General features: G+C 40.4%; 24 protein-coding genes and 1 riboswitch. Of the genes, 11 read left to right on the top strand and 13 right to left on the bottom strand.

Annotated features, from left to right (window positions below):
• Positions 1-93: 93 nt before the first annotated feature.
• From ODQ17_RS06800 to ODQ17_RS06780, 5 genes are all read left to right on the top strand, one after another.
• Positions 94-1,104, top strand: a complete 1,011-nt coding sequence (locus tag ODQ17_RS06800; protein WP_004789200.1) for an AraC family transcriptional regulator — start codon at positions 94-96, stop codon at positions 1,102-1,104.
• A 171-nt stretch (positions 1,105-1,275) separates the two neighbouring features.
• Positions 1,276-2,481, top strand: a complete 1,206-nt coding sequence (locus ODQ17_RS06795) for an acetyl-CoA C-acetyltransferase (RefSeq protein ID WP_032056693.1) — start codon at positions 1,276-1,278, stop codon at positions 2,479-2,481.
• 18 nt (positions 2,482-2,499) lie between these two features.
• The gene (locus ODQ17_RS06790; RefSeq protein WP_322902598.1) at positions 2,500-4,635 is read left to right on the top strand and encodes a 3-hydroxyacyl-CoA dehydrogenase NAD-binding domain-containing protein; all 2,136 of its coding nucleotides are present in this window, start codon (positions 2,500-2,502) and stop codon (positions 4,633-4,635) included.
• A 164-nt stretch (positions 4,636-4,799) separates the two neighbouring features.
• Entirely contained in the window at positions 4,800-5,054 is a 255-nt protein-coding gene (locus tag ODQ17_RS06785) for a hypothetical protein (RefSeq protein WP_004789195.1), read from the top strand.
• Between the two features lie 15 nt (positions 5,055-5,069).
• A complete protein-coding gene (locus tag ODQ17_RS06780; protein WP_322902595.1) occupies positions 5,070-5,930 on the top strand; it encodes a patatin-like phospholipase family protein in 861 nt (286 codons plus the stop codon).
• 29 nt (positions 5,931-5,959) lie between these two features.
• Here the strand turns inward: ODQ17_RS06780 and ODQ17_RS06775 are convergent, their stop codons facing one another.
• Both ODQ17_RS06775 and ODQ17_RS06770 read right to left on the bottom strand, forming a co-directional pair.
• Entirely contained in the window at positions 5,960-6,379 is a 420-nt protein-coding gene (locus tag ODQ17_RS06775) for a GNAT family N-acetyltransferase (protein WP_322902593.1), read from the bottom strand.
• 12 nt (positions 6,380-6,391) lie between these two features.
• Positions 6,392-7,603, bottom strand: coding sequence for a class I SAM-dependent methyltransferase (locus ODQ17_RS06770; protein WP_322902591.1), 1,212 nt, complete (start codon positions 7,601-7,603; stop codon positions 6,392-6,394).
• Between the two features lie 127 nt (positions 7,604-7,730).
• On the opposite strand from ODQ17_RS06770, the gene trhA reads away from it, so the two are divergent.
• Both trhA and ODQ17_RS06760 read left to right on the top strand, forming a co-directional pair.
• Positions 7,731-8,372: a PAQR family membrane homeostasis protein TrhA gene (gene trhA / locus ODQ17_RS06765; RefSeq protein ID WP_322902589.1), complete on the top strand. Its 642-nt coding sequence runs from the start codon at positions 7,731-7,733 to the stop codon at positions 8,370-8,372.
• A 134-nt stretch (positions 8,373-8,506) separates the two neighbouring features.
• Positions 8,507-9,817, top strand: coding sequence for an MFS transporter (locus ODQ17_RS06760; RefSeq protein WP_013196873.1), 1,311 nt, complete (start codon positions 8,507-8,509; stop codon positions 9,815-9,817).
• A gap of 65 nt (positions 9,818-9,882) precedes the next feature.
• Here the strand turns inward: ODQ17_RS06760 and ODQ17_RS06755 are convergent, their stop codons facing one another.
• Complete coding sequence (locus tag ODQ17_RS06755; RefSeq protein ID WP_004789183.1) at positions 9,883-10,326, bottom strand: hypothetical protein; 444 nt, start codon at positions 10,324-10,326, stop codon at positions 9,883-9,885.
• A gap of 131 nt (positions 10,327-10,457) precedes the next feature.
• The gene (secA, locus tag ODQ17_RS06750; protein WP_013196872.1) at positions 10,458-13,178 is read right to left on the bottom strand and encodes a preprotein translocase subunit SecA; all 2,721 of its coding nucleotides are present in this window, start codon (positions 13,176-13,178) and stop codon (positions 10,458-10,460) included.
• A 405-nt stretch (positions 13,179-13,583) separates the two neighbouring features.
• On the opposite strand from secA, the gene ODQ17_RS06745 reads away from it, so the two are divergent.
• From ODQ17_RS06745 to ODQ17_RS06735, 3 genes are all read left to right on the top strand, one after another.
• Positions 13,584-14,234 (top strand): peroxiredoxin, encoded by a 651-nt coding sequence (locus tag ODQ17_RS06745; RefSeq protein ID WP_005309671.1) that lies wholly within the window; start codon positions 13,584-13,586, stop codon positions 14,232-14,234.
• 263 nt (positions 14,235-14,497) lie between these two features.
• Positions 14,498-15,310 (top strand): MBL fold metallo-hydrolase, encoded by an 813-nt coding sequence (locus tag ODQ17_RS06740; RefSeq protein ID WP_322902586.1) that lies wholly within the window; start codon positions 14,498-14,500, stop codon positions 15,308-15,310.
• A complete protein-coding gene (locus tag ODQ17_RS06735; protein ID WP_013196869.1) occupies positions 15,307-15,885 on the top strand; it encodes a dual specificity protein phosphatase family protein in 579 nt (192 codons plus the stop codon). The genes ODQ17_RS06740 and ODQ17_RS06735 overlap by 4 nt, the downstream gene beginning before the upstream one ends.
• A 28-nt stretch (positions 15,886-15,913) precedes the next feature.
• On the opposite strand, the gene ODQ17_RS06730 is transcribed toward ODQ17_RS06735, so the two are convergent.
• From ODQ17_RS06730 to ODQ17_RS06710, 5 genes are all read right to left on the bottom strand, one after another.
• On the bottom strand, positions 15,914-16,855 hold the full coding sequence (locus ODQ17_RS06730) for an SPOR domain-containing protein (protein WP_262771863.1): 942 nt from the start codon (positions 16,853-16,855) through the stop codon (positions 15,914-15,916).
• Positions 16,846-18,132: a bifunctional tetrahydrofolate synthase/dihydrofolate synthase gene (gene folC / locus ODQ17_RS06725; RefSeq protein ID WP_322902581.1), complete on the bottom strand. Its 1,287-nt coding sequence runs from the start codon at positions 18,130-18,132 to the stop codon at positions 16,846-16,848. Before folC ends, ODQ17_RS06730 begins: the two co-directional genes overlap by 10 nt.
• Positions 18,129-19,025, bottom strand: coding sequence for an acetyl-CoA carboxylase, carboxyltransferase subunit beta (accD, locus tag ODQ17_RS06720; RefSeq protein WP_005309656.1), 897 nt, complete (start codon positions 19,023-19,025; stop codon positions 18,129-18,131). The genes folC and accD overlap by 4 nt, the downstream gene beginning before the upstream one ends.
• Positions 19,022-19,825: a tryptophan synthase subunit alpha gene (trpA, locus tag ODQ17_RS06715; RefSeq protein WP_049838105.1), complete on the bottom strand. Its 804-nt coding sequence runs from the start codon at positions 19,823-19,825 to the stop codon at positions 19,022-19,024. Before trpA ends, accD begins: the two co-directional genes overlap by 4 nt.
• A gap of 246 nt (positions 19,826-20,071) precedes the next feature.
• Positions 20,072-21,121 carry an AraC family transcriptional regulator gene (locus ODQ17_RS06710; RefSeq protein WP_013196865.1) on the bottom strand — a complete coding sequence of 350 codons (1,050 nt, stop codon included), beginning with the start codon at positions 21,119-21,121 and terminating at the stop codon, positions 20,072-20,074.
• Positions 21,122-21,241: 120 nt separating this feature from the next.
• Between ODQ17_RS06710 and ODQ17_RS06705 the strand changes: the two genes are divergently transcribed.
• Positions 21,242-22,117: a metal-dependent hydrolase gene (locus ODQ17_RS06705; RefSeq protein WP_322902575.1), complete on the top strand. Its 876-nt coding sequence runs from the start codon at positions 21,242-21,244 to the stop codon at positions 22,115-22,117.
• An 8-nt stretch (positions 22,118-22,125) separates the two neighbouring features.
• On the opposite strand, the gene ODQ17_RS06700 is transcribed toward ODQ17_RS06705, so the two are convergent.
• From ODQ17_RS06700 to ODQ17_RS06685, 4 genes are read right to left on the bottom strand one after another with little or no spacing between them, the layout of a single operon-like run.
• Entirely contained in the window at positions 22,126-23,121 is a 996-nt protein-coding gene (locus tag ODQ17_RS06700) for a DUF2804 domain-containing protein (protein ID WP_322902573.1), read from the bottom strand.
• Positions 23,122-23,158: 37 nt separating this feature from the next.
• A complete protein-coding gene (locus ODQ17_RS06695; RefSeq protein WP_174765877.1) occupies positions 23,159-23,671 on the bottom strand; it encodes a DUF1543 domain-containing protein in 513 nt (170 codons plus the stop codon).
• Between the two features lie 9 nt (positions 23,672-23,680).
• A complete protein-coding gene (trpB, locus tag ODQ17_RS06690) occupies positions 23,681-24,910 on the bottom strand; it encodes a tryptophan synthase subunit beta (protein WP_002116129.1) in 1,230 nt (409 codons plus the stop codon).
• Complete coding sequence (locus tag ODQ17_RS06685) at positions 24,885-25,553, bottom strand: phosphoribosylanthranilate isomerase (protein WP_005309638.1); 669 nt, start codon at positions 25,551-25,553, stop codon at positions 24,885-24,887. Before ODQ17_RS06685 ends, trpB begins: the two co-directional genes overlap by 26 nt.
• Before the next feature lie 126 nt (positions 25,554-25,679).
• Positions 25,680-25,886, top strand: a riboswitch (cobalamin riboswitch).
• The last annotated feature ends 1 nt before the right edge of the window (position 25,887 follow it).

The following is a 25,887-nucleotide window of genomic DNA, read 5'->3' as shown; positions in this document are numbered from 1 at the left end:
TGCTTTTACTCTGTTGTAAATCGCCAATTTATTTTTTTAGACGGTCATTTAGGTCAATTTAAAGTGAACATCAAAGAGACTGAAGGATTCAATATGAGTCGCGATACGATTAGCATCCACTTCGTGAATGCGGCTTTGACAGGCGTAAAGCGCCTTGGCATGGATGTTGAAATGCTCCTTTCACATGTGGGCATTGAAGCGGAATTATTACGTCAACCTAAAGCTCGAATCTCACCAGAACAATACACTCGTTTTATAAAAATGTTGTGGATGGTCACACAGGATGAACACGTTGGATTTGACGTACAACCACGTCGTCTGGGCACTTTTGCCATTATGTGTCAGTTGATTATTCACGCAAAAACATTGGGCCAAGCCCTTGAACTTTCATCTCAATTTTACAAATTATTTGGCGATGAATGGTCTGTCAGCCTAGAGCGTGACAAGCATGAAGCACGTCTAGTTCCGCTCATTCCAAAAACTTTAGATCCAGATCATTTCATTACCGAAAGTATGCTTATGATTTGGCACGGTCTAGCATCATGGCTCATTGAACGCCGTTTGCCATTAGAGCGTGTTCATTTTAGCTACCCACGTCCTGCACATGCAGATGAATATGATGCATTATTTTTTGCACCAGTCATGCAGTTTGATGCACCGCGTACTGAAATAACTTTTGCGGCTGATTATCTTGATTTGCCAATCCGTCAAGATGAAAAAACGCTAGAAGAATTCTTAAAAGCAGCCCCTGCTCAACTTTTAGTAAAATTCAAAAATACCAACTCGCTAACTTCTCGTATTCGTGAAGTACTAAAAAGCCAGATTGGTGAAGAAATGCCAACGCTTAATGACGTTGCATCAATGTTGTATTTATCTCCTCAAACCTTACGTCGTCGCTTGGCTGCCGAAGGTAAAAGCTATCAAGGCGTAAAAGATGCTTTACGTCGCGATGCTGCAATTCACCTGTTACTCAACCCTGAATTAACACTTGAAGACGTTGCTCAACAAGTTGGTTTTAGTGAAACCAGTACGTTCCACCGCGCATTTAAAAAGTGGACGGGTGTAACCCCTGGCCTATATCGCCAGCTACACGGTTACCACTAATTCTTTAATCTATTTAAGTTTCACATTTAGCCCAAGTTCAACTTGGGCTTTTTTGTATTTCTATTGGCAAAAATCATCACCTGACTGGTGCGCTTATCGTCATTGCACTCGCTATTAAAACCAGTACACTCAAAACACAAATAAATTTTAAGCAATAAAAAAGGAACTGTTATGAGCGAGGCTTATATTATTGATGCCATTCGCACCCCACGCGGAAAAGGAAAAAAAGACGGCTCTCTTTATGAAGTAAAACCAATTACCTTACTCACTACTTTATTAAATGAATTACAGCAGCGCCATCAACTCGATACATCTAAAGTCGACGACATTGTTTTGGGCTGCGTAACTCCTATTGGTGATCAAGGCGGTGACATTGCCAAAACCGCAGCGATTGCAGCTGGCTGGAATGATGATGTTGCTGGGGTTCAAATTAACCGCTTTTGTGCTTCAGGCTTAGAAGCAGTCAACATGGCAGCCATGAAAGTCCGTTCTGGTTGGGAGGATTTAGTGGTTGCTGGTGGCGTTGAATCAATGTCACGCATTCCAATGGGTTCCGATGGTGGACCATGGGCACTAGACCCAGAAACAAACCTTAAATCATCATTTGTTCCACAAGGCATCGGGGCTGACCTCATTGCAACCTTAGATGGTTATAGTCGTGAAGATGTTGATAATTTTGCTGTAAAGTCACAACAAAAAGCGGCAGCGGCTCAATCAAATGGTTATTTCAATCACTCAGTCGTACCAGTAAAAGATCACGCAGGTGTGGTGATTTTAGATAAAGATGAGTTTATTAAAGGTAATACCACACTCGAAGGCCTAACGAAGCTCAACCCAAGTTTTGAAATGATGGGGCAAATGGGTTTTGATGCAGTTGCTTTACAAAAATATCCGGAAGCACAAAAAATAAATCATGTTCATCACGCAGGTAACTCATCAGGTATTGTCGATGGAGCAGCTGTAGTTTTATTGGCTTCTGAAAAAGCAGTAAAAGAACAAAATTTAAAACCACGCGCTAAAGTTTTGGCGACTGCACTAGTCGGTACTGACCCAACCATCATGCTAACTGGCCCTGCTCCTGCTGCACGTAAAGCTTTAGAAAAAGCTGGCCTTACTATTGATGATATTGACCTATTTGAAGTCAATGAAGCCTTTGCAGCTGTTGTAATGCGTTTTATTAATGAGCTCAACGTCCCTACTGAAAAAGTCAACGTAAATGGCGGTGCGATTGCTTTGGGCCATCCATTAGGAGCAACAGGTGCCATGATTTTAGGCACACTACTTGATGAGCTTGAACGACAAGATAAAAAGCGCGGTTTAGCGACGCTCTGTGTTGGCGGTGGGATGGGTATTGCCACCATTATTGAACGCGTATAAAAATTAGGGATATAAAAGATGAGTGCAATTCAATACGAAAAAAATGCCGACAATATTGTCATTTTAACGCTTGATTCAACAGGTCAATCTGCGAACACCATGAATGCCGAGTTTCGTGACTCGCTTGATGAGGCGACTCAGAAACTTAAATCAGAAACAGAACTTTCAGGTGTTATTTTCCGCTCAGCTAAGAAAACTTTCTTTGCAGGCGGTGACCTAGATGAGCTAATTCAAGTTCAACCTGAACATGCGACTGACTTTTTTAATATGGTTGAAAAGCTAAAAGGTCATTTACGTACAATTGAAACCCTAGGAATTCCAGTCGTTGCAGCATTAAATGGCACTGCACTTGGCGGTGGTTGGGAAATCGCATTAAGTTGCCATCACCGTATTGCAATCAATGACCCAAAAAGCAAATTTGGCCTCCCAGAAGTCACTTTAGGTTTGCTACCAGGTGGCGGCGGTATTGTCCGTATGGTACGTCTGCTAGGGCTTCAAAATGCATTTCCTTTCTTAATGGAAGGCAAACAGTTCGGTGTTGATAAAGCAAAATCTTTAGGCTTAATTCACGATACTGCTGAAAATGAACAGGAGCTTTTAGATAAAGCAATTGCTTGGATAAAAGCTAATCCAAAATCTCAACAGCCTTTTGATGTGAAAGGCTACAAAATCCCGGGTGGTGATCCAAAAACTCCAGCAGTTGCACAAGTTCTTGCAATTGCACCAGCCATGTTAAGAGACAAAACTAAAGGTTGTTACCCTGCCCCTGAAGCGATTATGGCTGCCGCAGTTGAAGGCGCTCAAGTCGATGTCGATACTGCACTGCGTATCGAGTCTCGCTACTTTACTCAGCTTACAACAGGCCAAATTTCTAAAAATATGATCGGCACTTTCTGGCATGGTCTAAATGCAATTAAGTCTGGTGCCAGCCGCCCTGCCGAAGTTGCAAAATGGCAAGCCACTAAAGTTGGTGTGTTGGGTGCTGGCATGATGGGTGCGGGCATTGCTTATTCAACAGCCATTAAAGGTATTCCAGTTGTCCTTAAAGATGTCTCAGTTGAAAATGCGGAGAAAGGCAAAGCATATTCACAAAAGCTTCTTGATAAACGTGTTTCACAAGTCCGCATGACCGCAGAAAAACGTGATCAGGTTTTATCTCTGATTACGGCTACAGCGTCAGCTCAAGACCTTCAAGGTTGTGACCTAATTATTGAAGCGGTATTTGAAAATCAAGAACTCAAAGCCAAAGTCACTCAAGAAGCTGAACAGTTCTTAGCGCCTAATGGCGTAATGGCATCAAATACATCAACCCTGCCAATTACAGGTTTAGCTCAAGCAAGTAAGGATGATAAAGCTTTTATCGGTCTGCACTTCTTTAGCCCTGTCGACAAAATGCAGTTGGTTGAGATTATTAAAGGTAAAAACACCTCCGCAGAGACTCTTGCTAAAGCCTACGACTTTGTACAACAAATTGGAAAAACACCGATTGTTGTCAATGATAGCCGTGGTTTCTTTACCAGTCGCGTGTTTGGTACGTTCATTCAAGAAGGTATGCGTTTGCTTGCAGAGGGCGTTCACCCAGCACGTATTGAAATGGCTGCCCTTAAAGCAGGCATGCCTGTTGGGCCACTCGCCATTCAAGATGAAGTGTCTTTAACCTTAACCGAACATGTTGCTAGTGAAGCACGTAAAGCCCTGCAAGCTGAAGGAAAAGATTTACCTAAAACTTCTGTAGATGAAGTGGTTCACACCATGATTCATGAGTTAAACCGTAAAGGTAAAGCTGCTGGTGCAGGTTTCTATGACTATCCGGAAAATGGTAAAAAGCATCTCTGGGAAGGCTTGAACCGTTGGCAAAAAGATCATGATATTTCTGAACAAGACATGATTGATCGCATTCTGTTTGTACAGGCGTTAGATACCTTACGTTGTTATGAAGAAGGTGTGTTGGAGTCTGTGATTGATGCCAATGTCGGTTCTATCTTTGGGATTGGTTATGCGCCTTGGACGGGTGGAGCAATTCAATTCCTAAATCAATACGGCACTGATAAAGCACAAAAACGAGCTGAAGAATTAGCGGCCAAATATGGTGAACGTTTTAAACCGCCAACTTTGCTAAAAACCAAAGCTGAGCAGAAACAAAATATTCAATAACTTAGACTTATTGAATATTTAAAAACTGCATAAACCTTGCCCATATAAATACATTTTATTTATATGGGTTTTTCTTTATGTCCTTTAAGATTTCAGCCTCACACCTAAATATGCTATAAATAGACTTCATTTTTGTGCTTCTACAGCACATTCGAGAAATCCTTATGTCCGATAAAAATTCTTCCGAGTCAGCAGTTCTAGGCTGGAAATTTGTTCTGATCGTTGGTGTTTTAAGTGCGATTTTCCTTGGCTTTTTCTATTTAGCAATGAGCAATGAACCTGACTACATGCCAGGAGCACAGCGCAAAGCACAACAAGAGCAAATGCAGCAAAAAGCTGAACACTCTACAGAGCAACACGCTCAACATGACGATATGCCTGAAATGGACATGCAAGAACATAAGCACTCAACTCAGTAATCAGATATTTTTCAAATGACAGATTTTTCCCGCAACGCACTGGTTGTAGAGGGTGGAGGCATGCGTGGTGCCTTTACCAGTGGTGTACTTGACGCATTTTTACAACAGCAGTTCAATCCTTTTGACTTATACGTTGGTGTATCGTCTGGTTCAACCAATGTGGCTAACTACTTGGCAGGCCAGCAAGGCCGCACTCTAACGTTTTATGTCGATCACTCACTCCGCCCTGAATTCATCGATTACAAACGCTTTTTCAAAGGCGGTGATTTACTTGATTTAAAATGGATGTGGGAAATTGGTGAGCAAGAGCACCCGCTTGACCAACAGAGTCTTTTTGCCAGAAATCCTGATTTTTATATGGTGTTGACGCATGCCAAAACAGGTCATGCGGAATATCTCCGTGCTGGTAAAGATAATTTGCTAAACGCACTTCGTGCATCTAGCTCAATTCCAGTTTTAACGCGTCATCCCGTCGATATTATGGGTGAACCTTATTTTGATGGTGGTGTTGCAGATGCCCTACCCGTTCGCTGGACGGCTCAGCAAAGTGATGTAAAAAAACTATTGGTTTTACGCACACGCCCGCAAAATTACTTTAAGGCGAGTAGTCGAGGCGATCAATTCCTAGCGAAATATGCGTTTAAACATCATTATGGTTTTGCAAATAGCTTACGTAGCCGTTGTGCTCGTTATAACGCTTCGGTCGATTTTGTTCGTGGTGAAAATCCAGAACAGCAAATTTTAGAAGTTTGCCCACCGCCACTTAAAAATATGGCTGGCCGTTTAACTACTAACCCGAAAAAGCTTCGCTATAGTTATGAAGTCGGCTTAGAAACAGGGCTACAGGCAATTGAAAGCTGGAATACAATGAAATAAATCCAACTTGAGATTTCTAAAAAGAAGTCTCAAGTTAATTCTAAAATCATGTCAATATGTGGAATGCCACAGTCTTGGTAAACCTCACCTTGCATATGAAAACCTAAAGCTTCGTAAAAAGCTGTGACATAGGTTTGTGCTGAAAGCTTTAAACAAGGCAGTTTATGACTACGTGCATATTCAATAATATGCTGCATTAAAATTTTACCAATACCCTGCTTTCGATAAGGCACTAAAACAGCAACACGCCCTACGCTATGCTGTGGCAACAGACGTGCTGTAGCGATAGGCTGTTCTTTGTCATAAACAATAAAATGCAAAACTGTGGCATCCAAGTCATCCCACTCATCTTCAGGCGCAATTCCCTGTTCTTGAATAAAAACTTGTTCACGGATGTATTTCGCATCTTTCTCGAGCTGTTCCCAACCACCCTCTATAATTTTATACATCCGCTCACCGCCCTAGCACTTACAGCCAATATTTTCGATCGGCAACTGATCTTGCAATAGCAATTCCAACGTTTGTTTTTTAATACCATACATTTCTTTCAATGCTTGGATTTGAACCATAATCTTGGCATCAGATTCAGAAACATTTTTGCGTTTCGTCGCCAAAATCATTTTATTTTTGCTGGTATGTTCAAGCGATACAAACTCAAAAACTTTAGTTTCATAGCCATACGCTTTTAAAAGTAACGCACGTAAAGTATCGGTCAGCATTTCGGCTTGTTGCCCTGCATGAATACCAAACTGTAGCATTGGTTGTAAAACTTCTGGGCTATGTAATTGAGGGCGTAACTCTTTGTGACAACACGGCGCGCACATAATCATTGAAGCGTTTAAACGAATTCCAGTATGAATGGCAAAGTCAGTTGCAATATCACACGCGTGTAAGGCAATCATAACGTCTAGCTTTTCTGGCTGATAACTACGGACGTCACCTTCAAAAAAGTCTAAGTGGTTAAAATGCACTTTGTCTGCAACATTCTGGCAAAACTCAACCAGATTCGGGCGCAATTCAACACCAGTAATTAATGGTGTTTTTTGCTGCTCTTGCAAATAATCATACAAAGCAAAAGTTAAATAACCTTTGCCCGAACCAAAATCTACAATGCGTAACTCTTGTTGAGATGCATCAATTTGCTCATAAGCACTCGCAAAGATTTCAATAAATTTATTAATCTGCTTCCATTTACGCGCCATGCTTGGAATGATTTGGCCTTTTTCATCGGTAATACCAAGCTCTTTTAAAAACGCATTGCCCTGCTGTACATAGCGCTGCTTTTCACGATCATGAGTCTGAACCGTTTGTGTCGCATTTACTGCCTGCTTTTTACCCATATTCAATAGGGCTTTTTTCTTATTTTTTTTAAGTTGTATCTCTTGAGTAGTCGAAAATAAGTTTGCTTGCTTACATTGAATGATCAATTGCTCAATCTGCTGCAAGCCCTCTTCAAATGAATAATTTTTAGTCACATCTTGGGTAGTATGGTGATATAGAGCTGAAAGCTGTTTTTGACCATGTAGCTCTACAACGCGGAAAGTAATTTTTTCCAGCTGAGCCAACTCTCCTTTATATTGGCTCAAGATCAAACGCTCAAAAGCTTGTTGGTCAAGCATTTGCTTGATTTCATGAAAGAATTGCTGTTCTTGCTCAAAGGAGAAAACCGACACGGATATACCTAAAAATGAAGACTCATATAAAATAGAAGTTTAAAGGGTCTAGGATTAAAAATAAAATAACTTTACGACTGTTTTGTATTTCTATACATTCGTATTTTTAATCAAAAAAATTAAACTTATGAGTAAATCTGTGTTGGAAACTTACGATCCAAAAGAAGAACTATTTAATGCCTACAGCCATGGGGCTGGTATTATTATGGCCGTTATAGCTTCTATCTTTTTAATTATAAAGGGATCTTATCTTTCCACCGTGCAGTGGATCGGTTTGTGGGTATACTCATTTAGTCTCATTTTGGTTTTCACCAGTTCTACACTCTATCACTTTGCTCAAACACAAAATCTACGCTACTGGTATAAGAAACTTGACCATACAGCTATTTATTATTTAATTGCTGGAACGTATACACCATTCTTAAGCATCGCAATTCCTACTACAAAAGCTCACTATCTGTTGGTTGCACTTTGGAGCATCGCTGCAATTGGTACACTTTTCAAGTTAGTTTTTATTCATCGTTTTCAAAAAATTTCTTTGCTCGCTTATATTTTAATGGGATGGCTTGCTGTGTTTGTAATGGATGACATGCGCACTTATTTAAGTAAAGACGCATTGATTTTCTTAATCATTGGCGGGTTGGCTTATACGGTTGGAGCATTGTTTTACGCGTTAAAAAAGGTAAGATATACCCATGCGATCTGGCACATTTTTGTGCTTTTAGGTGCAGGAGCACATTTTCTTGCTATCTATTGGTACATAGTTTAGTTCATTTTTCACTCTTATTCAGTGATCCTGAAAGAGTCATGGATGATGTTCTTTCACGCTATTCTTTTAGAAAAAATACGTCTTTAAAAGGAATAGTAAATTAAAAATAAATTTTAACTGATATAAGGTTTTATATGGATTCAACCTCTGCGACTGCTGCTCCGGCAGTAGCCACTAATTCAAAAACACGGGTTTTGTTTGCAAGCTTAGTCGGTACAACCATTGAGTTCTTCGACTTTTATATCTATGCAACTGCTGCCGTTATTATTTTTCCTCACTTGTTTTTCCCTGCTAGTAGTGGCAGCGCCGCAGTCTTACAATCTTTAGCAACCTTCGCAATTGCCTTTATTGCCCGCCCCATCGGTGCAGCAATATTTGGACATTTAGGAGACCGTATTGGTCGTAAAGCCACATTGGTTGCAGCTTTACTCACCATGGGTATTTCAACCGTATGTATTGGTTTACTTCCTACCTATGCACACATCGGAATCTTCGCACCCTTACTATTGGCTGTATGCCGTTTAGGACAAGGGCTAGGCTTAGGTGGTGAATGGAGCGGTGCAGTATTACTCGCGACTGAAAATGCCCCTGAAGGTAAAAGAGCATGGTATGGCATGTTCCCACAACTCGGCGCTCCAATTGGTTTTATTTTGGCAACGGGTTCATTTTTATTATTAAGTGCCACCATTCCTGAGCAAGCATTCATGCAATGGGGTTGGCGTATTCCATTTATTGCAAGTGCTGTATTAGTGATTGTAGGCTTATATATCCGTTTAAAACTACATGAAACTCCAGCATTCCAAAAAGTTTTAGATAAGCAAAAAGAAGTTAATATTCCATTTAAAGAAGTCATCACTAAACATACGGGTAAGCTGATTCTTGGTACGATTGCAGCCATCTGTACGTTTGTCGTGTTCTATCTTACAACCGTATTTGCCTTAAACTGGGGAACCACAAAGCTTGGCTATGCACGTGGTGAGTTCTTAGAACTTCAACTCTTTGCTACCCTTTGCTTTGCTGCATTCATTCCTTTATCAGCTATTTTTGCAGAAAAATTTGGTCGTAAAACAACCTCTATTGGCGTCTGTATTGCTGCTGCGATTTTCGGCTTGTTCTTCTCTAGCATGTTAGAGTCTGGAAATACCTTAATCGTCTTCCTTTTCTTATGTACTGGCTTGGCGATTATGGGATTGACCTATGGTCCGATTGGTACAGTTCTTTCTGAACTTTTCCCAACATCAGTTCGTTATACAGGTTCGGCATTAACATTTAACTTAGCAGGCATTTTTGGTGCATCATTTGCGCCACTTATTGCAACTAAACTTGCTGAAACTTATGGTTTATATGCAGTTGGTTATTATCTTACTGCGGCATCCCTTTTATCACTCATCGCATTCTTACTCATTCGTGAAACAAAAAATGATGATGTGAATAATCAGATCTAAAAATTAGAAATTCTTATATAAAAAAGCCGGTTCAAAATTGAACCGGCTTTTTTATATATATGATCTTAATTTATTGATGCTGGATTCGAAGGTGCAATGCTATTTGATACAGCAGGAGCTGTTACATTACTTGCTGCAACAGCAGCTGGTCCAGCAACAGCAGCTTCACCAATGAGTGCAACTTTTGCTTTTTCTTGGCTCTTCACAGATAAAGCAGGGTTAGTTGCTACAATACGATTAATGTTTGCTGAGTTTGCTGGAGCAATCGCAGTCGTTTGTAAAATAATTGGGCGATTACCTGTGTTACCCAACGTATAGCGAATGCCTGTACGCGGGCTAATCACTGTAGTATTTTCTTGCTTCACTACAGCTTGAGCCGAAGTTGGGCCTTTTGCTGCAAGTACTTTATCAACCGTTGTCGTTTGAGGGGCTGAAGCTGCTTCTGCTGCGAAAACAAAACTAGGCACAGCAAGAACAGTTAAAAATAAAGGTTGTAATACTTTTTTCATTGTCTTTCCAACATACACTCTGGATGAGAAGTAAATAGCATTTAATGCTTAAAACTGCAAACATTATTCACAGGCTTACTACAAACATAAAAAAGCAGAACAATTGTTCTGCTTTTTTTCGTTAAGGCAGATTAAATCTTACCGTGACATTGTTTATATTTTAGTCCAGACCCACATGGGCATGGTGCATTACGGCTTTCTGGAACAGGGAAAGCTTGCTGATCGTTAGACTCGTTCACGCTTTCTTGAGAAAGTGTAACTTCACCAGTTAACCCATCTACGTCATCATGTTCAAAAGAAAGCTTCATTGATTCAGCTTGCTGCTGCTGTTGAGCTTCCATTTCTGCAAGTTCTTCTGGTGTTGGGATATGTACGCGAGACAAATCAGTTACAACATCAGTTTTAATAATACCCAGCATATTTACAAACAGGTTGAAAGCTTCTTTCTTGTATTCCTGTTCAGGATTTTTTTGCGCATAGCCACGTAAGTGAATACCTTGACGCAAATAATCCATTGCAGCCAAATGATCTTTCCAATGACGATCAAGAGAGTTTAAAACGAAGTGACGTTCAAGCATTGCTGCTGATTCATCACCCATTTGAGCGCGGCGCTGGCGATAACGTTCAATTACTTCATCGCTAATACGCTCAACTAAACCTTCTTCATCTAGACGGCGATCTTGATCTAACCATTCTTGAATTGGTAACTCAATACCCAAATCAATACGCAGAGCGTTTTCTAAACCTTCAACATCCCACTGGTCATGAATTGACTCTGGTGGAATAAAGTTAGCAATCACGCCTTTCATCACTTCGTGATGCATTTCTTCAACGTATTCTTTTAAAGTATTTTCAGCTAACACTTCATCACGTTGTGAATAAATGATCTTACGTTGTTCATTATTCACATCATCGTATTTCAATAAGTTTTTACGAATATCAAAATTACGCGCTTCAACTTTACGCTGAGCGTTCTCGATTGAACGACTCACCATTTTGTGTTCAATCGCTTCATTTTCTTGGAGACCCATCGCACGCATCATTCCGACTACGCGATCACCTGCGAAAATACGCATAAGGTCGTCTTCAAGAGACAAATAGAAACGAGAAACACCAGGGTCACCCTGACGGCCCGCACGACCACGTAACTGGTTATCAATACGGCGTGATTCATGGCGTTCAGAACCAATGATGTGCAAACCACCTGATTTCAATACATCTTCGTGGTCTTGTTCCCATTGTGCTTTCAGACGTGCTTCATCTTCAGCAGTAGGGTTTTCAAGTTTGGCAAGTTTTGCTTTCCAGTTACCACCCAAGATAATGTCCGTACCACGACCAGCCATGTTAGTTGCAATCGTTACTGCATTCGGGCTACCCGCCTGAGCAATAATGTCAGCTTCACGCTCATGTTGTTTTGCATTCAACACTTCGTGGTGAATACCAGCTTGCATTAACTTAGAAGATAAAATTTCACTGGCTTCAATGGTCGCTGTACCAATCAGAATCGGTGCAACACCTTGCTCACGAATATTCGTAATTTCCTGAATAATCGCGTCATATTTACCGTTACGGTTTAAATAAATTAAATCGTTTTGGTCATTACGTACCATTGGGCGGTGAGTTGGAATAATCACAACATCAAGGCCATAAATTTCTTTCATTTCCGCAGCTTCAGTATCAGCAGTACCTGTCATACCTGAAAGCTTTTTATATAGACGGAAATAGTTCTGGAATGTTGTGGTCGCTAGTGTCTGGTTTTCAGGCTGAATTTCCAAACCTTCTTTCGCTTCAACTGCTTGATGCAAACCTTCTGACCAACGACGACCTGGCATTGTACGGCCAGTATGTTCATCAACAATCACGACTTCGCCATCGTGAATAATATAGTGAACATCACGCTGGAATAAGAAATGTGCACGAATAGCAGCAGACACATGATGAACAAGGCTCAGATTCGTTGCTGAATATAGGCTTTCACCTTCAGCTAACAGACCCATTTGAATAAGTTCTTGTTCAACAGTTTCATAACCAATTTCAGTCATTTCAACTGAACGCTGCTTTTCATCAATCCAGAAGTGCCCACCATCTGCAACTTTTTCTTCTTTTTGCGGATGTAATTTAGGAGGAATCGTATTGATTGCAGAATACAGATGCGAAGAGTCTTCACTTTGACCAGAAATAATTAATGGTGTACGTGCTTCATCAATCAAGATTGAGTCAACTTCATCGATAATGGCATAGTGCAAACCACGTTGTTTCTTTTCTGCTAAAGAAAACACCATGTTGTCACGTAAGTAGTCAAAACCGAATTCGTTATTAGTACCATAGGTAATATCAGCAAGATAAGCTTCCGCTTTTTCAGACGGACCTTGCATTGAATAGATCGTACCAATGCTTAAACCTAAAAACTCAAATAATGGACGGTTCAACTCAGCATCACGCTGTGCCAAATAATCGTTCACCGTAATGACATGAACGCCTTCGCCACTTAATGCGTTTAAATAACACGCCAAAGTACCCATCAGGGTTTTACCTTCACCGGTACGCATTTCGGCAATTTTACCTTCATGCAAGGTAATACCACCAATAAGCTGAACGTCATAGTGACGCATGCCCATTACACGCTTGGCTGCTTCACGACAAACTGCAAATGCTTCTGGAAGTAATTTATCTAAACTTTCGCCATTATTATAACGTTGTTTGAATTCTGGAGTTTTTGCAGATAAGTCTGCATCGCTTAAAGCTGATATCGTCGGCTCGAGCGCATTGATTTGCTCAACAATTTTGCGCATTCGTTTGAGTTCGCGCTCATTTTTTGTACCGAAGATACCTCCGATCAGACTTGCCAACATGGATAAACTCTCTAAATCTTGCTTGGTCAAATGAATAAACTTTTTCTCAGTCGTTTATTATGGTGCCAGAAATTTGAAGTACAAGGGGTTTGCACAAAACCCCTAAAAAAAATCTGATAGTTAGATGAATGGTATTTCATTCATCTAGTCCCCCTTAATGTATTTGGCGCCTAAAACGCACCATTAACGCTCATCTATTAAGCATAACTTCCGAGAAATCTAATTTAGCAAATTTACCTTAAAGTTACATTGATTAAGCACTTAAAATAATGAGTTTTAGTCATATATATTTACACTTATATAAAAATTTCATAATAAAATATAAAAACAATAATTTTAATCATAAAGTAAATGCTGCATATTCATTCAATCGAATAACAAATTATGAGCAATTGAGGAAATATCATGACACTACGATTAGGAGACACTGCCCCCGATTTTCAACAAGAATCGAGCGAAGGCCCAATTAATTTTTATGATTTTTTAGGGGATAGTTGGGGAATCTTATTTTCACATCCAGCCGACTATACGCCAGTATGTACAACAGAGTTAGGTTACACAGCAAAATTAAAAGATGAATTTACGAAGCGTAATGTTAAAGCGATTGCTTTGTCAGTAGACGATGTAGAGTCTCATAAGGGCTGGATTAACGATATTAATGAAACACAAAACACAACTGTAAACTTTCCAATCATTGCAGATAAAGACCGTAAAGTATCTGAGCTTTATGGCTTCATTCACCCTAATGCCAGCGAAACTCTGACAGTGCGCTCATTAGTGATTATTGATCCGAATAAAAAAGTTCGCTTAATCATTACCTACCCTGCTTCGACGGGCCGAAATTTTAATGAAGTCTTACGCGTTGTGGATTCATTACAATTAACTGACAAGCATAAAGTCGCTACACCTGCGAACTGGCAGCAAGGTGAAGATGTCGTTATTGTGCCATCACTTAAAGATGAAGAAGAAATTAAACAACGCTTCCCTAAAGGTTACACAGCGGTTAAACCTTATTTACGCCTAACACCACAGCCTGAAAGCAATAAAACCGACTAAAGGTTTTATTGCTTGCAAGACAAGCGAAGCACGTAGGCAAGTCTCTGAAAGGTTCCTTGCAAGACAAGCGAAGCGCGTAGGCAAGCATCAAAAGATTTTAAATAAGCCAACCACGTAGTAAATCGTAAGCAAAATAAGTAAATTTTTCACCCTTAAAAAGCCATCCAACGTGATGGCTTTTTTATTTATGTATTGAATACACATGGTTTTTACTGCTCAGATCAGTTATAACTCGAAGCGATTCGGTATAAAAAATAAAAATCATGATCTATAAAATTCATCATTTAAAGTGTGGCAGCATGTGCCCAGTTTGTGCCCCACTCTTTGGACAAAAAGGCTTTCGGGCTGAAGTCGTCTGCCATTGCCTTCTGGTTGAAACTGATCGAGGCTTAGTGCTTATTGATACAGGCTTTGGCTTGCAAGATTATTTACATATGAAACAACGCCTAGGCCCATTAGTTAAACGTTTAGGTAAAATTGAGCCTAACCTTGAGTTTAGTGCTATTCAGCAAATTCAAAAGCTCGGGTTTAATCCAAAGGATGTACAACACATCTTTGTCACTCACCTTGATTTTGATCATGCAGGTGGAATTTCAGATTTTCCACATGCCACTGTGCATGTTTTAGCTGCAGAATATAACGCAGCCCAACTTCCAAATTTTAAGGGCAAACTTCGCTATAGAACCAATCAATATAAAGATCATCGCTACTGGAACTTTGTTGAATACCAGCAAGGTGAAGCATGGTTCAACCTCGAAAAGGTAAAAGGCTTTCCTCTGTTTCAAGATGAAATTTTAATGGTACCTCTATTGGGGCATTCAGCTGGTCATTGTGGTATTGCCATAAAGCAACAAAATCAATGGTTATTATTTTGTGGAGATGCTTACTACTCACATCTAGAGTTAAACCCTAAAAATAAATTAAGATCACTCAGTGTGCTGGAAAAAACATTTGCAGAAGATAATGAGCAACGCCTTATTAATCTCAAACGCTTACAGCATTTAGCTCAACATGAGCCAACGATTGAAATAATTTGTGCTCATGATCCTTATGAGCTTAATCGGTATCAAACATGAAAAAATTATCGCTCATTACACTTCTCATCTGTATAAATTTACAAGGATGTATGCAGCATGAAAGTATTGCTCATGAGCAACGACCAAAAGACTGGGGCACTTTAGTCTCTCAGAGCCATAACTTTTATCAAATTAGTAATGATGTTTTTCGCAGTGAACAACCTAGTGCTGCAATGATTTCAGAATTAAAGAATCATCAAATTGGAACAATTATTAATTTAAGGGCCAAAGACGCAGATACTTTAGTTTTTAAAAATGAAAATTTTAATCTTGTGCATATTCCTATCAACACATGGGCAATTAACCGCCAAGATCTATTAGAGGTTATGCAGCAAATCAAAATTGCTAAACAGAGTAATCAACGTGTTTTATTGCACTGCTACCATGGTTCAGACCGTACAGGCGCCAGCGTTGCGATGTATCGCATTATTTTTGAAAATTGGGCAATTGATGATGCGGTTAAAGAAATGAAGGAAGGTGGTTATGGCTACCATATTATCTGGAAAAATATTGACCGTTTATTCACCCCTGAAAATGTAAAATGGATTCAACAGCAACTGTCGAATCCATCTTAACTACATCTTAAGTAAACCTTAGATCAGATTAACGCTGATCTAATGGCACCCAATCAATGACCCAAGCCGATTTCATATTTAAACTTGAATCAGAAGTAATTTTCTTACGGGCGGCATCTGCTGTATCACGGTCTTTCGCAGGACCTACCATGATACGGATTCCCTTGCTAGTTTGGCTCGTAGTTACCTTGTAGCCTTTAGCTCGTAATTTAGAAACAACTGCATCTGCATTTGCTTGGTTAGCAGCCAATGCAACTTGCACCATCCACTTTTTATCACCATTTTCCAGCAATTCACGCGCTTTTTCAGCCTCAGCTTTTTTATCAGCTTCTGCTTTACGCTTAGCCTCTGATGTTTTCTTATCAGCTTCTGCTTTGTGTTTCGCTTCAGTTGCTTTCTTATCGGCTTCTGCCTGACGTTTTGCTTCAGCTGCTTTCTTATCAGCTTCCGCTTGGCGTTTTGCTTCAGCTGCTTTTTTGTCTGCATCTATTTTTGAAGTATCAGTTGTTTTATTTGCCACATTAGTTTGCTGGTTTTTAGCTTTCGCCTCACCCACTAACTCTGGTGGAATATTATCTGAACTTTCTTGAGCAGCTGTACGACGGGCATTAATCGCAGCGTATTCTGCTGCGGCTTTACGAGCAGCATCAGCTTCAGCTTGCTGTTGCATTGCTAAAAACTCAGCTGCACGTGCTTCTTGCTCAGCAACCGCTTTTTCACGCGAACGGCGCTGTTCTTCTAACAAACGTTTTTCTGTTTCAACATCAACCGCTAAAGGCTGTAGTTGTACCATTTGTCCTTCGGTTGCTTGCTTTGGCTTAGTTTGAGTTTTTGGTGATGTGGATGCCGGTGGCTGAACTTCAACCTGTTTTATTTCCTCATTTCCTTTTAGAAGTAATGCTGCCAATAAAACACCACCTCCCAGTAAAACAACACCACCCATCCAGCGTTGTTTGTTATTCATTGACATTCTTCCAAATACTCCCAAATCGCTTCTAAAGTATGAAACGAACCACAGGCCAAAATCAGCTGATTGTTATTTGTTTGCTCAAGCGCTGATTTAAAAGCCTCTTTGATATTGCCATATTGTTGTACTGTCTGGCCTTGCAAGGCATCATTAAGTTGCTGAATCGGTGCAGCACGCGGCACATTCAACTCAGCAATTTTCCAATGTAAAACAGTAGGTTTCAATAAATCGACTACTGATTTTATATCTTTATCTGCCAGCATTGAAAATACTGCGACAACTTCTGTGTACTGTTTATTGTATTCTAAGAAATTTCGCAATTGCTTTAACAAAAATTCAACACCATGTGGATTGTGTCCGGCATCAAAAATTACCGTTTTACCCTCCACTTGACGCTGCTCAAAACGTCCAGCTAAACGTGCAGATTGAATACCTTTTTCTAATGCTGACTGAGAAATTTCAAGTCCGCTGTTTAAAATAGCTGCAACCGCTCCCGCAATATTTTCAATGGCTAAATGACCTAAAGGAAGCTTTAAAGTAGTTCCTTCTGAGGCAAAGTACCAGTTTTGCCCATCATCGGCGAGTTTATAAAAATAATCACGATTAACGGTATATAAGTCTGCTTGCGTATTTTCTGCTTTATCTTGGATTGCTTGAGGTAGAATTTGTTCACCGGCAAAGACAACCGGAATTTGTGGACGAATAATGCCTGCTTTTTCAAAAGCAATTTTTTCGATAGTATCGCCCAACCAGTCAGTATGATCTAGGCCAATATTAGTAATAACTGCAACGTCGGGATCAATTACATTGACGACATCTAAGCGTCCACCCAAACCAACTTCGAGCACCCATACATCACATTGTTGTTGTTTAAAAATGACAAAAGCAGCCAAAGTGGTTGCTTCAAAAAAAGATAAGCTTAAATCACAATCGCGACGAGCCTGATCGACTTGAACAAAAGCATCAATCAGACTTTGATCATCGACTTCAACTCCACCTAATTTGACTCGCTCATTAAAGCGATAGATATGCGGTGACTGATATAACCCAACTTTATAACCCTGTGCGTTTAATATCGCGGCCAGTGTGGTTGTAGTTGAGCCTTTACCATTCGTTCCGGCTACTGTAAAAACTTTAGCAGTAGGCTGAGTTACACCCAGCTTTTCTGCAACAGGAATTACACGTTCCAGACCAAGATCTATCCCTGTAACGTGAACATGGCTCCAATAATTGAGCCATGTATCTAAAGAGTCTATTGAAAGTGGAGCTTGTTGGTTCAAGGTAAGTTCATCAATTTCGATACAAGTCGAGATACAGTATCACGTAAAGCGTGACGATGAACAATCTGATCGATTACACCATGATCAAGCAAATATTCAGCACGTTGAAACGGTTCTTCTAGAGTTTCACGTACAGTCTGCTCAATTACACGTTTACCAGCAAAGCCAATCATCGCTTTAGGTTCAGCAATATGAATATCACCCAACATTGCTAAAGAAGCTGTTACACCGCCATATACAGGATGTGTTAACACCACGATATAAGGTAAACCTGCATCTTTTAACTTTTGAATCGCCGCTGAAGTACGTGCCATTTGCATAAGAGACAGCATACCTTCTTGCATACGTGCACCACCAGAAGCTGCGAAACAGATCAATGGTTGACGTTTTTCAATAGCAAGTTCAGCAGCCTGAACAAAACGGTCGCCTACAACTGTACCCATAGAGCCGCCCATAAAGTCGAACTCAAAAGCACATGCAATCATATCTACGCCATTTAAATTACCTTGCATGGCAATTAAGGCTTCCGTTTCACCAGTTTTGGTTTGCGCTTCACGCATACGATCTGGATATGGCTTAGTGTCGACAAACTTTAACGGATCTTTCGCGCTAAATTCTTGCCCTAATTCTGCTACTACATTGTCGAAGAACCAGTTCAAACGATCACGAGCTTTCATACGTAAGTGTTCATCACACTGCGGACAAACATACGCATTGAAAGAGATTGCTGTACGTGTCACTAGAGCATGACATTCAGGGCATTCAATCGTTGGCTCAGTAAATGTTGCTTTGAGAATTTGTTGCTCATTTGCGACTTCAATACCTGGAACCGGACGTTTTGTCCATGGTGTCGAAGGGCTAAGAACTTTCCCTGATTTCACTTCTTGATTCATACTAACTCATCGAGCGCTGCTCGAAGCTCCTTGACTTTATTCACCGTCTGTTCAACAGCGTCATCCGCTGCCAACGTTGCAAAATTTTTAACGAAAGCACTACCTACAATCACAGCATCAGCAACGCTACCCATTGCTTTTGCTGAAGCAGCATCACTAATACCAAAACCAACACCTACTGGAATATCAGTGGCATTTTTGATTTTTTGAATACGTGCAGCAGCTTCTGCCGTATCTAGTGTTGCGGCTCCCGTTACACCCTTAAGTGAAACATAGTAGATAAATCCACTTGCCTGATTTGCCACATGTTGAATGCGTTGGTCTGTAGAAGTTGGTGCGAGCAAGAAGATTTGATCCATGTCATGTTGCTTCAACACAGCCCCAAACTCTTTTGACTCTTCTGGCGGTAAATCCACCAGTAATAAGCCATCTACACCACACTCTTTCGCATGAGAAACAAACTTCTCGTAACCAATCACTTCAACCGGATTTAGATACCCCATTAAAACAACAGGTGTATCCTGATCCTGTTCACGGAACTCCTTTACCATATTAAGAGCATCTAATGTGTTAGTCCCTGCCGCAAGCGCACGTTCAGCTGCAAGCGCAATTACTGGACCATCTGCCATTGGATCTGAAAATGGTAAACCAAGCTCAATGACATCTACTCCTGCCGCAACCATTTTATGCAGTAACGGAACTGTTACTTGCGGTTGTGGATCACCCGCCATGACATAAGATACAAGCGCTTTACGTTGTTGGGACTTAAGCTTTTCAAAACGGGTGGCAAGACGTGACATAGGGTTGTGCTTTCCTTGAATTATTTAAAATTGAGGAGTTGTTTGTAGAAATACAAGAACATCGCATTTTAACGCTATTTTTTGTCCATTGAACAGGTCTAACGTTATGGCGATATTCGATTGTATGATTCATACAACCCATGGCGTACATTTATCAATATTTTGAAACTTTTCTCAATGATCAAAGCTTCCTATTTTCGAGCCATTATTAGATCGTCATCTGAATAGAAAATCGCCACAGAAAGGCTATTTTATTGCATTTTTATTTGTTAGCTGTAATTGTCTTTTTCTTGCTAATAGGGTTTGTCCTGTCAAATTTTTATGGGCACGTGCAAGTGCTGACTGGTCCGAATATCCCAATTGTTCAGCAATTAAAGTGAGGCTGGCATTTTGGTTAAGTAATATCTCACAGCGTCTCATACGTTCTGCATCTAAAATTAATTTAAATGAAGTGTTTAATGACTGTAGCTGGCGCTGCAAGCTTCGTACTGAAATATTCAACTCGATGGCAATATCTTCTATTTTAGGGGCCTGCTGCCTTTGCTTAAAATATTCATGGACGATCCAATGTATTTGCTGAGCTAAATCTGTATGTATTTTACGCTGAGCTAATGCTTCTTCTGCCTGTTTCACTAAAAGTTGCATTAAGGTTGGGTCTGCATGCTGAGGACGAATACTTAGTCCCTCACTTGCAAAAGTTAATGCATAGTAAGGTTTTTCAAATGATAATTTGCATTGAAAGAAACGCTGATAGTGCACTAACGGACCACGTGCACGGTGCACGAACTCAACTTGTTGCAAGAGAAAATCATGTAGTGGGGCTATCTGTTTAGCAAGCTGTACCATCGCAGCCAAAGTCAATTCACAAAGTATGATATTGCTGTCATCAACCAACGGCCAATACAAACGAATTTTTGAAGCATCTTGCTCAATTTGCATAGGCACCACTTGTTCACCGTCAATCACCAGACGATGAAACTTCATAATATATTCAAGAACCTCGGCAAAACTGCCACTTCGGGATGCCATGTAGCCCAACACTCCAAAATTGGCAGGTGTAATGCAAGTGGCCATTTCCAAGGCTAAATTGGAAACTTGTAGCTGAGATTCGGTTAGCTCTAAAAGCTCAAGAAAAAAATTTAAAGATGATTGAGCATCAATAGACGAAGCTAAAATATTTTGAACTTGTCGGGCCTGAACATCCGTCAGATTTAATGCCTGCCAGTCCATTTCCCTTTCTTTTAAGTAAGTATTCCAAAGGTAAAAATACCCATTTGAAATCGTAAAATCCTGCATGGCTCATCCTTTTTTTACTGCCATCTTGTCGCAAACTGTATAAAAATTGGCAATAACTGTCAAAACAAAGCCGACCAGCCGCGACATACTAATAAACAAGTTAGATGCGAGAAATAAAATATGAACGCACATGTTTCTTATCAAGTCGAGCCAGTGGTTCGTAAAGATCTAGATTTTCACTTAAACGAAGCGCCTCGCTTTTGGTTTAATAATGATCCTTTTTTGACTCGTATGTTTGATGCACTCAGCTTAACCTTTCCTGATGGGGAGCGTTATTTCATCGAATGCGTTCGTATGTTCCGTGACAAAATTGAAGATCCCGAACTACAAAAACGAGTTGTGGACTTTATTAAACAAGAAGCTCAACACGGTATTGCTCATGACAAAATGAATCAGCTCATGAAAGAACAAGGTATGCCTGTTGACCAATTCACAGCTACATTAAAAAGAATTTTTCGTTTTGAACTCACCAAACGCTCACCGCAATACAATATTGCAATGACGGCAGCAGCTGAACATTTAACTGCATTAATGGCAGAAACGTTTTATAGCAATAGAAAAACTTTGGAAAATGCTCACCCGTATGTCCGAGCGTTGTTTGCTTGGCATGCCATTGAAGAAATGGAGCATCGTGATGTTGCTTTTGATGTCATGAAACAAGTAGGTGAAGTTCCTGAGTCGACTCGTCGATTTGTATTGGTTCTTACAACAGTACTCATGTTTGGTTTTACGCTCTATCGCACCAACATCATGTTGAAATGTGATGGTTTTAGTTCTAGAGAAAGACTCTTAATGAGCCTTAAAGGCTTACCTTGGTTCTTCGGCAAAAATGGCACATTAACTGCTATGAAAAGCCAATATTTAGATTGGTTTAAAAACGATTTTCATCCAAGTCAGCATCCGGTCATTCGTCAATATCCAGTCTGGATTGAAACACTCGAAAAAACGAATGATCCGATTGCGGCTGGTGAGGCATTCTGGCAAGCAGGTTTATAACCTGCTTGTTACCATTTCGCATAATGTTGTTCTAGTAAACCGTATTGTTCGTTGCAATTGATTATATCGGTTGCCTCATTCTCAATCGTGCCGCTAATTTTAGCTTGCCACTGATTGAACTGGCTTCCAATCATTCTTAAATTAATATTTTCGTATCGGCACCAACCAATATGGACCTGTAGATTAAGTTTTTGATCTAGAGAACTAATTTGCCAAAGTTCATCATTTACTTTTTCAAATAAAACATCAGTCAGTGGAAATAAAACTCCGTTAATCCATAAGCAATTTTCATTACCAAAGCTTTCATTAACCCCTGAAGCTAAATTTAAACCAATACGCCGCCCTTGCTCATCCCAGAAATTACATGAAAGCCAGAACCAAGCCGTTTCAGGTCGCAAAAAACCACAGGTATCATCTAAAGATGCAAATGTCTTTTCATCAAATTGGACGACTTGGTTTTGTTTATTAATAAACATCCCTTCTACACCCAGCGTGGTCTGCTTTTGGGTATAGGTCCAACCATTGATACCTGTCGGTGTACACAAGCTTAATATATCGGTCCCAGCACAAAAAATACGAGCACTGAGTTGAATCTCACCATATTTAGTCACTCGAATGTACCGCACGCCATTCGCATGCTGGATATCAAACTGATAAGGCGATTTAGAAAAATAACTTTGATTAAATAAGGGTTGTTCATCAAGATAGGTTTTATGACCTAAAGGCTGAATGGCATTCCACTCGATGACCTGCCCTGTTTCATGGTCATAAATATAGAAAAAGCCATGCCCGACCCAGCCGATATCTGCAATTGCCAGACCAATACTATAGTGTTTATGCTGAATGCCGCAGAATTTAAATTTTTTATATTTTAATTGCTTACGCCAGCCCTTTAAGACCTTACCATAAGGGGTTTTATAAATATAATGTTGTACGTGAATGGTTGACGGTACAGATTCAAAACGCCCGTAACGAGGCTGTCCATTTTCTTGAATTAAATCCATTTACCCACTTCCATATGAATATTAGATTTCAAATGACCTATACCACGGTCAAATACGTATTTTCCCAAATTGTTGCAGCAAAATCGCCTTTTATTAAATGAATATAGCGCCCTGCTACACAATCTATCGCTAAGCAGTCATCAATATCAATGACTCGATCTGTGTGTGCTTTTTGCCACTCTTGATCTATAAACTGTTTACCTAATTGTTTTGCAACAACAGCATTTGGTGCAACTACAAACTCATAACGGTGAAGTTCACCGAATTCACGAGCATTATATCCACCCAGATTAATTAAATATAATTTTAAATCATCTGGTTTGGGTGCTGCATCTGTAAAATGAATTTGATAATTTTGCCCTTGAGAGCTAACACCAGAAAGCTTGGCCCAAGCATCAATATGTAATCCTTGAGCCTCACCAAACCAAGCCTGTTTAAGTTGAGGATAAACTTCTTCCAAAGTATCTCCTACAGCCATGACTACATCATGAACTTCTGTATTAGCACGTGCATGACGCCCGCCTAACATCACCATAAACAAACTTGGCATTGTATCCTCTTACATCTCGACCATTTCTACGCCATCAATGCGTGCAACTGTCATTAAATCTTTATCGCCACGACCTGAAACAGTCGCAATAATAATCTGATCTTTAGACATGGTTGGTGCAAGCTTAGAAACGTATGCCATCGCATGAGAGCTTTCGAGTGCAGGAATAATCCCTTCGATTTTGGTTAAATCACGGAAACCTTGTAAAGCTTCTGTATCATTAATCGGTACGTATTCTACGCGCTTCATATCTTTCAAGAAGCTATGTTCAGGACCAACACCCGGATAGTCAAGACCAGCTGAGATACTATGTGTCTCAATAATCTGACCTTGTTCATCACTCATCAAGTAAGTACGGTTACCGTGCAATACGCCCACATGGCCTGCATTTAACGGCGCAGAGTGTTTACCAGTTTCAATACCAAAACCAGCTGCTTCAACACCATACATTTTTACATTGGCGTCGTTTAAGAATGGATAGAACAAGCCCATTGCATTTGAACCGCCACCCACGCATGCAACCAATGCATCTGGTAAGCGACCTGCTTGCTCCAAGATCTGTTTGCGTGCTTCACGGCCAATAATCGACTGGAAGTCACGAACGAGTTGAGGGTATGGATGTGGGCCAGCAACTGTACCAATTACATAGTACGTCGTATCAACGTTGGTTACCCAGTCACGCATCGCTTCGTTCATGGCATCTTTCAGCGTTTTAGAACCACTTTGTACAGGTACAACAGTCGCTCCCAATAAACGCATACGATAAACGTTCATGGCTTGGCGCTTAACGTCTTCAGCCCCCATATAAACAACACATTCAAGACCTAAACGTGCTGCAATCGTTGCTGTTGCTACGCCATGTTGCCCAGCGCCCGTCTCGGCAATAATACGTTTTTTACCAGAAAGCTTTGCCAATAACGCCTGACCAATCGTGTTATTTACCTTATGTGAGCCTGTATGGTTCAAGTCTTCACGTTTAAGATAAATTTGCGCACCACCTAACTCTTTTGACCATCGCTCAGCATAATAAAGTGGACTAGGACGACCTACATAGTAGGCGAGATCGCGGTCGAATTCTGCCAGAAACTGTTCATCATTTTTCATGCGGGAATAGAGATTTTCTAAATCTTCTAATGCCGCCATTAAAGTTTCTGACACAAAACGTCCGCCATGGATACCAAAATGCCCTGCAGCATCTGGGTACTGTGTATAGTCAATCACATTGTTTTGCTGATCCACGTTGGACTCCTTGCATAAATCGTTCAATGAGTTGTTGGTCTTTTATACCTTTTGCGGATTCTACGCCTCCGCTCACATCTACTGCAAAAGCACCGGTAGTATGAATAGCGTCAATGACATTGTCAGGGGTTAAACCACCTGCCAAGATTAAAGGAATATCAAGTTTTGGGAATTTAGACCAGTCAAACTGATGTCCTGTGCCCCCTTTAAGCTCAGGATGCCACGCATCGAGCAATACAGCACTGGCACCAGCCGCCTGATATTTTTGAATTTCAGCAATTACATCTAAATCAGGTTTAACCTGAATCGCTTTATACCAGCGACGCTTACAATGGCGAGCTATTTCCTGACATTGTTCTGGAGTTTCATCGCCATGTAGTTGTAATACATCTAGGGGAACACAATCAAGTACATCCTGAATTTCAGTGGCACTTGCATTCACAAACAAACCAACCATTTGTACATAAGGCGGAATTACTTTTGTAAATTCTTGAACCGCTGCAACTGTCACATGTCTTGGACTTGGCGGAAAAAAAACAAAACCTATCGCATCTGCTCCAGCAGCAACAACTGCCTGAACATCTTGAATGCGAGTAATTCCACAGATTTTTGCGCGTGTACGTTTTTGGTTTGATGGGCTCATGATCTGCCTAAACTACAACCATTTCTTAAAATAAGCGCCATTGTAATGCAATTTTTGTCCCTTGCGTAAAAGTTCTCTGGGAATTGCTCCAAATGACATTGTATGAAATAAATCGCCACTTTATACTGCGTAAAATTGGAAGCAAGTGTAAGCAATTAATGCTTTAGGGAAGCTGGTGAAAGTCCGGCACTGCCCCCGCAACGGTAACAATGTAAAGCATATTTTTTAAGTCGATATCGACTTACACCACTGCAGTCATGTGGGAAGGTGAATATGTCCATAACATGAATATGGCGCTGAAGTCCGGAGACCTACTTGTTTCATCTATCTACCC

The organism is Acinetobacter sp. IRS14, assembly GCF_034650275.1.
Classification (GTDB): domain Bacteria; phylum Pseudomonadota; class Gammaproteobacteria; order Pseudomonadales; family Moraxellaceae; genus Acinetobacter; species Acinetobacter oleivorans.
Note: the sequence above shows the minus strand (reverse complement) of the source record. Positions and strands in the feature narration are given on the sequence as shown.